8 protein-coding genes are annotated in these 12,819 nt (G+C 42.4%); all 8 read right to left on the bottom strand.

Going from position 1 to position 12,819, the window contains the following annotated elements; genetic code table 11:
• Positions 1 to 225 precede the first annotated feature (225 nt).
• The 8 genes from ABZB17_RS05780 to ABZB17_RS05815 all read right to left on the bottom strand — a co-directional run bounded on the left by ABZB17_RS05780 (position 226) and on the right by ABZB17_RS05815 (position 12,751).
• On the bottom strand, positions 226 to 408 hold the full coding sequence (locus tag ABZB17_RS05780; RefSeq protein WP_319266462.1) for a DUF2892 domain-containing protein: 183 nt from the start codon (positions 406 to 408) through the stop codon (positions 226 to 228).
• A gap of 37 nt (positions 409 to 445) precedes the next feature.
• The gene (locus tag ABZB17_RS05785; protein WP_372648519.1) at positions 446 to 757 is read right to left on the bottom strand and encodes a hypothetical protein; all 312 of its coding nucleotides are present in this window, start codon (positions 755 to 757) and stop codon (positions 446 to 448) included.
• 1 nt (position 758) lies between these two features.
• Positions 759 to 4,016, bottom strand: a complete 3,258-nt coding sequence (locus ABZB17_RS05790; RefSeq protein ID WP_372648520.1) for an efflux RND transporter permease subunit — start codon at positions 4,014 to 4,016, stop codon at positions 759 to 761.
• Between the two features lie 10 nt (positions 4,017 to 4,026).
• A complete protein-coding gene (locus tag ABZB17_RS05795; protein WP_372648521.1) occupies positions 4,027 to 5,118 on the bottom strand; it encodes an efflux RND transporter periplasmic adaptor subunit in 1,092 nt (363 codons plus the stop codon).
• A 14-nt stretch (positions 5,119 to 5,132) separates the two neighbouring features.
• Positions 5,133 to 6,464: a TolC family protein gene (locus tag ABZB17_RS05800; protein WP_372648522.1), complete on the bottom strand. Its 1,332-nt coding sequence runs from the start codon at positions 6,462 to 6,464 to the stop codon at positions 5,133 to 5,135.
• A gap of 417 nt (positions 6,465 to 6,881) precedes the next feature.
• The gene (locus ABZB17_RS05805) at positions 6,882 to 8,060 is read right to left on the bottom strand and encodes a TolC family protein (protein ID WP_372648523.1); all 1,179 of its coding nucleotides are present in this window, start codon (positions 8,058 to 8,060) and stop codon (positions 6,882 to 6,884) included.
• Positions 8,057 to 11,158 carry an efflux RND transporter permease subunit gene (locus ABZB17_RS05810; RefSeq protein ID WP_372648524.1) on the bottom strand — a complete coding sequence of 1,034 codons (3,102 nt, stop codon included), beginning with the start codon at positions 11,156 to 11,158 and terminating at the stop codon, positions 8,057 to 8,059. The genes ABZB17_RS05805 and ABZB17_RS05810 overlap by 4 nt, the downstream gene beginning before the upstream one ends.
• 12 nt (positions 11,159 to 11,170) lie before the next feature.
• Complete coding sequence (locus ABZB17_RS05815; protein ID WP_372648525.1) at positions 11,171 to 12,751, bottom strand: efflux RND transporter periplasmic adaptor subunit; 1,581 nt, start codon at positions 12,749 to 12,751, stop codon at positions 11,171 to 11,173.
• Positions 12,752 to 12,819: the final 68 nt, after the last annotated feature.

Raw genomic sequence — 12,819 nt, forward strand, 5'->3', positions numbered from 1 at the left:
ACTGCAAGTTTTTATGACGCTGGAAGCGTCGAATGTGAATAACCCGGTGCGTAGCGCCGGGCTAAAATGACCAAAGGGAAATCGTCCGGCGAAGAAAGCAGATCGAAGCCAGATGGTTCTCCCGGACGAAACTCAAACGGCAATACACATATAAAGATTGGGACTTTCAGAAAAAAAGGTTGCCTGATACAGACAACCTTTTATTTTACGCATTTTATTGCAGAGCTATTCTACTCCGGCCTTTTCCAGGAAAAACTCCAGCGGACAAAATTTTGTGATTGATGATTGAAATAAATTCAATCCAACAAAACCTGCCAGGCCAAGCCAGTAAATATTAACGAATATGGCCAATAGAATGCTTGTCAACACAAATATTCCTGCAACTGCACGTATTATTCTCTCTTTCATCGTAATCTATTTTAGTTGTTATTAATTTCAAAATGGTTTACACAAATTTTTCAATCGCTGAAATAAAAGCACTTATCGGGCTTACCCCTTCGGTTTCTTCATTGAATGCCTTTATTCGAAGGAGGAGTTCATTGGCTTTTTCTTCATCAAGGAAAGTAAATGAAATAAAATAGCGGTACGGATTTTTTGATGATCCAAACCAGTTGGAAATATCCGAATTTCCGTCAGCACTTTCCATAAAACCATCTACCGGCATTTCGCTGTATGAATTGATATGGATGTCGCGAAAGATCTGCTCCAGCTCATGATGATAAGCTTCGGCACTTTGAATAATTACAAATTTCATCATTTTAATTTTCCTCCTCGTTAGTTAAGTTAATTTCTGTTTCTTCGGCTTTAACAACCGGAGCTTCTTCTACCGGGTATTTTTTCTTCTCAGTCATGTAATAAATAAGCGGAACAATAATCAGTGTTAAGAATGTTGATGCAATTGTTCCACCCATCAGCGAAATTGCCAGACCCTGGAAAATGGGGTCGAATAAGATCACTACTGCACCGATTACAACTGTTCCGGCAGTAAGCAGGATAGGAGTGGTACGCACTGCACCGGCTTCTATTACCGCGTCTTTTAGCGGCGCTCCGTCCTTAAGCCGGAGATTTATAAAGTCGATGAGCAGTATGGAGTTTCGGACCATTATTCCCGCCAGTGCAATTAATCCGATCATTGAAGTTGCTGTGAAGAAAGCTCCCATCAGCCAGTGACCAATAAGAATACCAACTAGCGAAAGTGGAATGGCAACCATCATTACAAACGGAACCGTAAAATTCTGGAACCATCCGATGATTAGCAAGTAAATTACCAACAGAACTACTGCAAATGCAGCTCCCAAATCGCGGAATACTTCGTAGGTAATTTGCCACTCGCCGTCCCATTTCAGGCTGTAATTATCTTGTACAAACGGCTGTTGTGTGAACTCTTCGTTCAGCGTGTAACCTTCAGGTAGCTGGATTTTGTTGAGGTTGTCGCTCATATCCAGAATTCCGTATACCGGACTTTCCAGTGCTCCTGCGATATCGGCAGTTACGTAAACCACACGTTTCTGGTTTTTACGGTAAATGCTTTTATCCTGAATTTCTTGTTTTATCTCCACTACATCGCCCAATGCCACTTTCTGGCCGGTCATAGTCATGATGTTGATTTTCTTCAGGTCTTCAATGCTCGAACGTTCATCTTCTGAAAAACGCAACTGAATTCCAACCTGCTCGTGTTCTTTTTCTGCATACAATTGAGTTATTTCCTGACCACCAAGTGCCATGGCAACACTGTTTACAACCTGTTGTGTTGAAATGCCGGCCAAAGCAGCTTTTTCTTTCAGCACATTAAATTTATACTCCACCTGGTCGTCTTCCATGTGCCAGTCGATATCTACCACATCGGCAGTATTGGCAAACAGGTCTTTTACCTGACGGGCAACCTCAATTTGTTCCTCGTAGTCAGGACCGTAAATTTCAGCTACCAAAGTTGAAAGTACCGGTGGACCCGGTGGAACTTCAACCACTTTTGCGTTGGCATTGAATTTTTTTGCCAGCTGCTGAATACCCGGACGCATGGCTTTTGCAATGTCGTGACTTTGCGCTTTTCGCTCAGTTTTGTCGGTAAGGTTTACCTGGATATCTGCAACATTCGAACCTCTGCGTAAATCGTAGTGACGAACCAAACCGTTGAAGTTCATTGGCGAAGCAGTTCCAACATACGACTGGTAATTGATTACTTCCTCCTGCTGAGCGATGTAGGCTGCCAGTTCTTTAGTAACGGCTGCGGTGCGCTCCAAAGTTGTTCCTTCAGGCATATCAATTATTACCTGGAATTCATTTTTATTATCGAAAGGAAGCATTTTTACGGCTACCATTTTGAAATAAACCAGTGTCATTGATGCCAACAGGAAAAATGTGATGGTACCGATAAAAGTCCAGCGTTTCCATGGCGACTCCAACATCGGTTTCATCGTTTTGTAGTAGATTTTGTAAATCGGCGAATTTTCAAGTTTAAAAGCCTTTTTTACCTTGTCGTCTTTCTCAACAACTTTCAGTAAGCGGAATGCCAGATACGGTGTAATCGTTAATGCTACCAGCAACGAAAAGATCATTGCAATGGATGCTCCAATAGGCATCGGACTCATGTAAGGCCCCATCAAACCTGAAACGAAAACCATTGGTAATACCGCCGCAATTACAGTAAATGTGGCCAGAATTGTTGGGTTACCCACTTCATCAATCGAGCGCAAAGCTGCCTGGATAAACGGCAGTTTTTTCATTTTAAAGTGCCGGTGCATGTTTTCGGCAATAATTATCGAGTCGTCGACTACAATACCTGTTACAAAAACCAGTGCAAAAAGCGTAATCCGGTTTAAGGTGTAATCGAGGAAATAGTAGCTGAACATGGTTAATGCGAAGGTAATCGGCACCGACAGGAACACTACCAGTCCGCCGCGCCAACCCATTGCCAGCATTACCACAAAAGTTACAGCTATAATCGCCCCTGCAAGGTGCATCAACAGTTCCGATACTTTGTGCGATGCTGTTTCGCCGTAATTTCGGGTAACATCAACATGCACGTCAGATGGAATCAGGTCTTTTTCAAGGTGGCTGATTTTTTCCAGAATCTGATCAGCAACTTTCATCGCATCAGCTCCACGGCGTTTCGCTACCGAAATAGTTACCGCCTGGTATTCGCCTGCAAATTCATTTTTCTTTTCGTCCATCGATCCGTAACCAAAATTCACATATTGAATCGGTTCTTCAGGACCGTCAAGAATTTCGGCAACCTGTTTCAGGTAAACCGGACTTCCGTTGTGAATACCCACTATAAGATTGGCAACATCATCGGAAGTCTGTAGAAATTCACCCGCTTCAACCAGGTATTCCACATCATTCTTATTAAAAGCACCGGTATTAAATTGCTGATTGGCAATCTGTATTTTCTGAGCAATGCTCAATACATCAACATTGTAGCGGGCCATTGCTCCGTTGTTCAACACCACGCGGATCTGACGTGAGCGGCCACCAATAACTTTTGTTTCCGATACATCGGTAATCTGTTCAATTTCGTTATTTACTTCCTGAGCGATTCTTTTCAACTGGTAATCGTCGTAATTCTCGCTCCAGAAAGTTAGTCCCAACACCGGTACATCGTCGATAGAACGTGTTTTTACCAAAGGCAAACTTGTCCCGTGCGGCATCTGGTCCATGTGCTTCATTATTTCGTTGTACATTTTTACCAACGAACGTTCGATGTCTTCTCCAACGTAAAACTGAACGATGAGCATGGCTTCGCCCGGCATCGAGGTAGAGTAAACATATTCAACTCCCGGAATATTGGCGACCACTTTTTCGAGCGGTTGCATTACGCGGGATTCAATTTCTTTTGGGCTGGCTCCCGGATAGCGAAAGAAAATATCGGCTATTGGAACATCAATTTGCGGTTCTTCCTCGCGGGGAGTCAGGTACGAGCTGTAAATCCCGATCGCCATAAAAGCAATCATCAACAGCGGCGTTAATTTTGAGTTTATAAACTGTTTGGCTATTCCGCCGGCAAATCCTGTTTTCATACTTTTTCTCTTAGTTGTTAGCAATTAGTGCTCCATCAAAAAGTTTGCTATCAGACGACACAACATATTGTTCTCCATCCGATAAACCTGATATGATCTCAATTTTGTCACCAAATGTTTTACCGGTTTTTACCCAGCGAAGCAAGGCATTTCCCGATTGACTAACTGCGTAAATTCCAACCAGCTGACCACGGTGGATCAGTGCTGATTCTGAAACCAGGATGCGTTTTTGAGTTCCATATTCAAACAATACTTCGGCATACATTCCGCTGTACAATTTTGCTGTACAGTTTTCAGGAACGTTAACTAAAACCTTTGCCATGTATTGGTTGCCGGTATTTGTTGTTGATGGATTTATTTCAATGATTTTTCCGTCCAATTCTGCATTTGCTGAAGTGAATTTCACTTTAACGGCATCGTTCAACTGAACTTTTGCGATGTCGGCTTCAGGAACGCGTGCAATTACTTTCCACTGCGACGGGCTTTCCATGCTCAGTAAAGGCATTCCCGGATTGGCCATGTTGCCTTCCTGTGCGAATTTGGTTGTAATTACTCCGCTATATGGAGCGCGAATCGATGCATAACGCATGTTTTCTTCCACCTCGTTTTCCATTTGTTCAACGGCAGCCAAACGAGCTTTGGCCATGTCGTAACGGGTACGCATGTCGTCCATTTCTTTGTCCGATGCACTGTTTGTTTCGTATAGTGCTTCGTAACGTTTCAGGTCCTTTTCTGCGCTTTCGTACGCGGTGCTTGCTTCAACTTTACTTGCTTCAACCTGTGCTTTTTTAGCCAGAATATCCTGGTTTCTGATCTGGATCAACAGATCGCCCTGGTTTACTTTCTGACCTGGTTTTACATAGATACGCTGAATTTGCCCCATGATTCGGGTACTTAAATTTGTTTGTTTGTCGGCCTCCAGTTTGCCCGAAAAACTATGTACTACCGGGTAATCAGCAAGCTTTGCAACAGCAGTTTCTGCCGCAACTTTTTCCTGTGATCGCGTAGCGTGTTCTTTCTCTTTGTTACCACATGAGATTGCAATTATTGATAACAGTGCAATTGCAATAATGAGTTTCGATTTTTGTACTGGTGTTTTCATCTTGATTATGGCGTTTATTCGTTAATATCTTGTTCGATAAGCAATTCCATCTCAAAAATGGCTTGCTTGTAATTATAAATTGATTGAATGTATTCTAGTTCTTTTTGTGAGGTGAGGGCTTCCGACATTAGCAGATCGGCAGTTTTTTCCAATCCTTGTTCAAAACGGTTTGTGCGGATTCGTAACGACTCCTGAGCCTGATTTTTTGCCAGTTTGCTCGATTGGATTCGGTTATAATTCAGTTCCATTTTGCGTGTTGCACGATTGATTTCTATCTGGCTTTGCGACAGGTAATCTTCGTAGTTAATTCGTGCTTCGTCCAATTGTGCAGTAGCATGCTGAATAGCGCCTGCATTTTTATATCCGCTAAACAAGCTCCAACTTAATGAAGCACCAACCATGTAGTTATTAGCAGAAGTTCCAAACAAAGACTCATCGTTCCATTCAAAAGCTCCAAATGCATTCAAGCGCGGAACGAATTTCATCTTATTCGATTTTACCATATTCTCACCGGCTTCGATTTGTTTTTGGTAAGCCAGCATATCCGAACGGCTTTCCAGGTTTACTGAATTCCGGTCGATAATCACCTGCATTGGCGGCTGAATAAGCGAATCGGTGGTTTCAATAACTTCGCTGAATTCCATACCTAATAGATAAACCAAAAAGTCGTTGGCCGTTTGACGCTGGTTTTGTGCTTCCAATAATTGATTTTTGCGTTCTTCAACACGAACAGAAGCTTCCAGTACATCTGCTTCTTTAGCTAATCCCTGTTCGGCGTTGTTTTTTGTTAGTCGTAAAGCTTCTTCTGCAACGGCTACTGATTTTTGCAGTACCTCAACCGATGATTCGGCCAGTTCCAGCATGTAGTAAGCTTTTTTTACTTCGTATTTAATGTTCAGTTTAACCCTGTTGGTTTGAAACGACATGGCATCCAACTGGTTTTTGGCTGCCTTACGGGCGTAAATTCCATCAAGGTTAAGCAATGGTTGCTGCAACTCAATTTTGGTCTGAAAATTCTCGATACTTCCCGGATCATTCAACAGATCAGGATTAAAATCCTGTTGCGTTACAATCTCCTGTTTTAACTTAAAACCAAAGGAATTTAACGGGTCGTTGGTCGACGTTCCGGTGTGACTCGCTTCCAATCCCGGTAAAAAAACAGAGTTTGTCATTCGGTAACGGGCACGTGCGGCTTCCACACGGGCTTCGGCACTTTTTACTTTAAGATTGTTTTCTTCGGCAAGGGTAAGGGCCTCGCTCAAACTTAATGGTCGTGGTTGTGCCTTCAATATTGCCGGCGTTAATAACAGCAATAATAATAGGTAATTGAATTTTTGTGTTGACATATTTGTAATCGTTTTTGATTCTTTTTTCGCCGCAAATATATGTTATTAGATGTAAATATCTATATAAATAGATATATAAATAATTGATTGGTCATTTTTGAAATCTATTACGATAATAGGTTGTTGATTTGTACGACTATTAGCATTCCAAAATTTATGTAAAAGCTAAGTGTAGTAACGTATTCTGATTCTTATAGTTACTGTGAGTTGATAAATTAATTCTATGAAGCGATAAAATTGATTTAGGGGATGAATTACATAGCAATTGTGAACATTATTTCAATGTTAACTGGAATTGGTTTGAATTTGAAGGGTTTAGAAGTAGGAGAGAAGTTCCAATTTGTGTACAGAATTAGAAATAGGATGTCATCTCTGTAAAAAGATGACATCCTTATAAAAAGTTTATTGTTGCAGTGTTTAGCTGTATATCAGCAATTGCGCCCTGGCAATGCTTAATTCTTTTTCCATATCGAGCAATTTCTCGAGGCTGTCGTAATACACAGTCAGCTCAAATAAATACTCAGTAAGCGAAATAGAACCTTTATCCAGCGCTTTACGCAGCAATTCCAAATCGTTTTGCAACGATAACTGCTCACGAAACTGTGTAATGTTTTGCTGGATTGCGATGGCTCTGGCATGTAGCGTTTTCATTTCATTGTAAAAACGTAGCTTTTCATCGGTCTCACGTTGTAGGGCCGCTTCGTTTCTTAACTGCGCATATTTCACCGTGTTTTTATTTTCAAACAATGGTATTGAAACGCCTACCGAAACACCCTGAAAATGTTCGCCAACTACTTTTTCGCTCATATAACCTGCATTTAGTTTGGGCAGACTTTGCGCTTTCTGCAATTGTGTATTTTTGTCAGAAATGGCAATTTCCTGTTCTAACCAGGCCAGCACCGGATTATTCACCGCAGCTTGTGCTATCCACTGCTCAAAATCATTATCGATAGGAACAGTTTGAAAAGTTGTTGTGCTAAAATCAACAGCATTTCCACCGTTTAATGTTGCCAACTGTTGCAGTAGTGTTTGTCGCTGAATTTCAATGTGGCGAAGTTCAGCTTCCGTGCTCAAAAGCGTCACCTTTGCTTTGTTTCTATCCAGAATATTGGCTTCGCCTGCATTGAGCTTTGTTTCAACTGACTTTGCGATCTGGCTGGCATTTTCCTGTCGTTTTTGGTATTCCGCCTGCAGCGCATTCTGATAGGTGAGTTCTGCACAAATCAGTCGCACCTGAAGGAAAATATCCATCTTTTGCTTTTTGTATTCCAGCTCAGCCTGTTCATCTTTCATGTCAGCAATCTGGTTGCGGTAGGCATAAGCCGATGGAAAATCAAACGACTGCTGAACGCTGATATCCGTGCGGTTACCAATGGCTGACGGATCGCCCCACAAATAATGGAACTCCACTTCAGGGTTTTGCAGTTGAATACCTGTTTTATTGCCCATTTTTTCAGCGTCAACCATTTTTCTGAGCGCCGAAAGGGTGGTATTGTTATTCTCAATCTCGGTCAACAATGTTTCGATGCTAATTTGCGCTGACGCAAATTGGCTAAGCGTCAGAATCGATATAATTGTGAATATTAGTTGTTTCATTTCGAATCCTTTTTAATGTTTCCATTTTTGCTTAAAGCATAGTAAACGATGGGCACTACATAAATATTCAGAATGGTTGATGTTAGTAAACCTCCTAAAATTACCTGTGCCATTGGGCTTTGGATTTCGTTACCCGGTAAATCGCCATTCATTGCCAATGGAATTAACGCCAATGCGGCTGTTAGCGCCGTCATTAAAATGGGTAACAAACGGTCTTTTGATCCGTGTACCAGCGTTTCGTAAAGCTTTTCGCCCTCTTGCTCCAAACTTTGATAACGCGATACCAAAAGAATCCCGTTTCGTGTAGCGATACCAAAAAGTGTTATAAAACCGATAATTGCCGGAATACTCAGCATCCCGGAAGTAAGCATGATGGCAAAAATTCCACCGATCAATGCCAGCGGTAAATTCAGCAAAATGATACCTGCCAGTTTAAAGTTTTTGAATTCCTGGAATAAAAGCAGGAAAATGACAAAAAGTGCGGCAATAGACGTGAGCAGCAACATACGTGAAGCTTTTTCCTCACTTTCAAACTGTCCGCCATATTCAACACGATAACCTTCCGGCAAGTCGATATTCTCGTTTACACTTTTTTTGATCGCTTCAACCACGCTGTGCAAATCGCGACCTGCAACGTTGGCGGAAATTACCAGTTTACGTTTTACATTTTCGCGACTGATGGAATTTGGTCCGCTGGCCGAAACAATTTCTGCTACCTGGTTAAGTGGTACTTTTTTCCCATCATAAGTATCGATCAGTGCATTTTTAATTCCTTCCAGCTGATCGGTGTAATCGGTTTTGTAACGAAGCAGCAAATCGTATGTTTGTTGTCCCTCGTAAATGTCAGCCATTTTTTCACCACCGAGTGCTATATCAACAAATTCGTTGAATTCGTGAATTGAAATGCCATAAAAAGCCAGCATATCACGATTTGGACGAATTTGAATCTGTGGAATTTCAACCTGCTGTTCAACGTTCACGTCTACCAAACCATCGATATCAACAATGTGTGCTTTAATATCGTTACCCATTTGGAACATGCGGTTTAGATCGGAGCCAAACAGTTTAATGGCAATGTTGGCGCGGGTTCCCGAAAGCATGTGGTCGATGCGGTGCCCCAAAGGCTGCCCAACGGTAAAGGCAATTCCCGGGATTCCGGAAAGTTTGCTGCGAACATCTTGCAAAAATGTTTCCAATTCGCGGTCGTTCAGTGTAAAATTCACATCGATTTCGGCACTGTTGGTACTTTGCGAGTGTGTGTCCAGTTCGCCACGCCCGGTACGTCGGGCAGTGCTGCTAACTTCAGGAATCGAAAGCATTTCGGTTTCAACAAGTGAACCCAGTTTGTCGCTTTCTTCCAGAGATGTACCTGGTTGAGTAATAACCGATAGCGTTAAGGCTCCTTCGTTAAATTCGGGTAGGAAACTACGCCCGAAACCCGAGAAAATAAACAGTGAAACCAGAAACAAACCGAGAATCGGGAATATCACTACTTTTTTGTGGTTCAGCACCCAAACCAACGAACGCTCGTATCCTGCCGAAAGGTTTCGTGCCAGCCAGCTTTCTTTTGATTTCCGTGATAAATAGTTGTCGCCCGATAACATCATTTTTGAAAGTAGCGGCGTTAATGTCATGGCAACAATCAGCGACATAAACAACGAAACAATGTAAGCGATACCGAGCGGTTTTAGCATGCGGCCTTCCATTCCCGAAAGGAAAAATAGCGGCATAAAAGCAACAATAATAATGAGGGTTGCATTTAAAATGGAAGCCCTGATTTCTTTTGAGGCTTCGTAAACCACTGTGAAAGAACTTTGCCGTTCGCTTTTTGGTAGTTGGAAATTTTGGCGGAGACGTTTGTATACGTTCTCCACATCGATAATGGCATCGTCAACCAGCGAACCGATGGCGATGGTCATACCACCCAAACTCATGGTATTGATATTAAGCCCAAGCAGGTTCAGAACAATCACCGACCCGAGTAAAGAAAGCGGAATTGCAAGCAGTGAAATCACTGTTGTTCTAAAACTTCCCAAAAACAAAAACAGGATAACGATAACCAGCACGGCACCTTCCAACAGCGCGCGTTGTACGTTGTTAACCGAGGTTTCGATAAAATCTGCCTGACGGAAGATTTCAGTATTGATGGTTACATCGGGTGGCAGCGTGGCTTTCATAGCCTCCAGCTTTTGTTCGATTTTTTCTGTAACCTCGAGCGTATTGGTATTGGGCTGTTTTGAAACGGAAATAATAATTGACTTTTTTGCATTATGCGAAGCGTAGCCCATTTTAACGGCGCTGCCAATTTTTACTTCGGCAACATCGTTTACCCGAATCGGTTTCCCGTTTATTGTTTTTACGAAAGTATTTCCAAGTTCTTCGGGATTTGAGGTACGGGCCACACCACGAACTACATATTCGTTGCCATGCTCGCGCACGATTTTACCTGTTGAATTCTGGCTCATTTCGCGGCAAGCGTTGGCCAGCTCGTTGATGGAAACACCGTAAAAATTCATTTTCAGCGGATCGGCCAGCACCTGGTACTGTTTGTAATCGCCACCAATAATGGTTACCTGCGAAACGCCACCAGTAGCCAGAATCACGGGTTGGATATCCCATTCGGCGATTGAACGCAGAGTCATCAAATCGGTAGAATCCGCTTGCAGGCTCATAAAAAATATTTCACCCATAACGCTCGACTGTGGCGCCAGAATGGGTTCTCCTACATTTTCAGGCATGGCTTCCTGTACGGTAATCAGTTTTTCACTCACCACCTGACGAGCTTTGTAAACGTCGGTGCCCCAATCGAAATCGACCCAAACAAATGAAAAGCCCAGACCTGATGATGAACGTACGCGACGCACGCCCATAGCTCCGTTTACTGCTGTTTCAATGGGGTAGGTAACCAGGCGCTCCACCTCTTCGGGAGCCATTCCATGTGCATCGGTCATTACAATTACGGTAGGCGCAGTAAGGTCGGGAAACACGTCAATATCCATATTTTTTGCCGTGTATACGCCGAATACCACCAGAACCACCGAGCACAAAATAATAAGGTATTTGTTGTTCAGCGAGAACTTTATAATATTATTAATCATAGTGATTGTCTTTTAGTGAACATGTCCGGCATGTGGATCCAAAGCTCCGGTTGATTTTGCCAGTTTTACCTGCATTGCACCTTGTGTTACAATTCGCTCATCGGCATTCAATCCCGCTGTTATTTCGGTTCGTAAACCATCGGTTCCACCGATTTTCACCTCGCGTTTTTCGAACATTTCGGGTGTTTGCTGAACGAAAACATAATAAATGCCCTGCTCTTCAAGTAAAGCTCTGTTCGGAACGGTAATCGCTTTTGTACTGGTTACCGTTTTCAGAAAAACTTCAACAAACGTTCCCGGAGCAAAACCTGCATGATTTCCAATTTCAAGACTCACCGGGAACAGGTACGAATCACTGCTTGCCGACTTACCATACGAAAGAATTTTGCCGTTTAGCTCTTCTAACGTAAAGGTTTTATTGTCGTGCATTGTAGTGATGTTGGCTGTATTTATCGATGGCAACAATGACAGATATTTCTGCTGCACCTGCGCGGTAAGCAGTAATTTATTGTTTTGAGAAATGCTCACCAAAGGTTGCCCGGCGGCTACATATTGTCCGTTGCTCACAAAAATCTGTTTTACAAAACCGCTCATTTTGCTTTTCACCATTTGGCCGGATTCGTTGAAGTTCTTCGACAAATTCTCGTAAACAGCTTTACTGGTTTCGTAGGCATTTTTTGCATTCAACAATTCCTGCTCTGATACCAGACGATCTTTTACCAGCTCTGACTTACGCTCGTAATTGGCTTTGTGGGTTTCGTAATTGCTTTTGGCTTCAGCCAGTTGAACGGCAAAGTTGTTCTCTGCCATTTCGCTGGAAGAAATTGTAAACAATTTTTCGCCATTGCCAACTTGTTTGCCTTCAACCAAATTGTTGTTAGAGAACAACACCAAACCGGAAGCTTTGGCAGAAATAATCTCTTCTTCGCCGCGTGCAGGTTCAATTTTGGCTACTGTTTTTATTGCTGGCCCGAATTCCTGTTCCAGTGGTAAAGCAGTGGCAAAATCAATCTTCCACGATTGTTCTTTTGTGAATACGGTGGCATTTACTGCCGAAGGCTCATCTACATGATCGTGATGGTTGTGTAATTCTGCATCGTTGGCAAAAACGTCCACTTCGGGAACGATTACCTCAAACTGTTCGCCACCGGTTTCGATTTCAAAATACAATTTGCCTTCACCGGCAGTGGTAGGCTCAAGTTCGAAGCTGTAAATGCCTTTCCGAAGCGGTTCATTTAGCGTTTGGCTTACCGTTTTGCCATTTACAACGAGTTTTGCGGTTATTTTTCCCGCTTCAAGTGGTTTGAAATTATTGAGAAAAGTAAAATGTGCCAGGATATCATTGTGTTCGCCTGTTATCATGGCATCGGTTTCCGCAAACAACTCAAAATCGTTGCTGTAAACGGTGTACTGCATTTTCTCGTGTTCGTGTTCACTTTCTGTCGCTTCTGCTTCATGTTCGTGTTCTTCGCCGGGATGCATTTCATGTTCATGCTCGTGTTCGGCTTCAGTATTATGATTATGAGATGCGTTCTGATGGCATGAAAACAAAAGAAAGGCTATTGTAGCCACCCATATATATTTCAATTTCATTTTAATGCTATTTAATTTTCCAAATAATAAATAGGGTAAGGATTCAAAAGAATCAGAATGGTGTTGGG

Origin of the sequence: Draconibacterium sp. (genome assembly GCF_041583095.1) — a bacterium.
Lineage (GTDB): Bacteria > Bacteroidota > Bacteroidia > Bacteroidales > Prolixibacteraceae > Draconibacterium.

Bases quoted from the DNA above. Each gene is read 5' to 3' on its own strand.
- ABZB17_RS05780 (WP_319266462.1), bottom strand. From the start codon at position 408: ATGAAAGAGAGAATAATACGTGCAGTTGCAGGAATATTTGTGTTGACA.
- ABZB17_RS05785 (WP_372648519.1), bottom strand. From the start codon at position 757: ATGATGAAATTTGTAATTATTCAAAGTGCCGAAGCTTATCATCATGAG.
- ABZB17_RS05790 (WP_372648520.1), bottom strand. From the start codon at position 4,016: ATGAAAACAGGATTTGCCGGCGGAATAGCCAAACAGTTTATAAACTCA.
- ABZB17_RS05795 (WP_372648521.1), bottom strand. From the start codon at position 5,118: ATGAAAACACCAGTACAAAAATCGAAACTCATTATTGCAATTGCACTG.
- ABZB17_RS05800 (WP_372648522.1), bottom strand. From the start codon at position 6,464: ATGTCAACACAAAAATTCAATTACCTATTATTATTGCTGTTATTAACG.
- ABZB17_RS05805 (WP_372648523.1), bottom strand. From the start codon at position 8,060: ATGAAACAACTAATATTCACAATTATATCGATTCTGACGCTTAGCCAA.
- ABZB17_RS05810 (WP_372648524.1), bottom strand. From the start codon at position 11,158: ATGATTAATAATATTATAAAGTTCTCGCTGAACAACAAATACCTTATT.
- ABZB17_RS05815 (WP_372648525.1), bottom strand. From the start codon at position 12,751: ATGAAATTGAAATATATATGGGTGGCTACAATAGCCTTTCTTTTGTTT.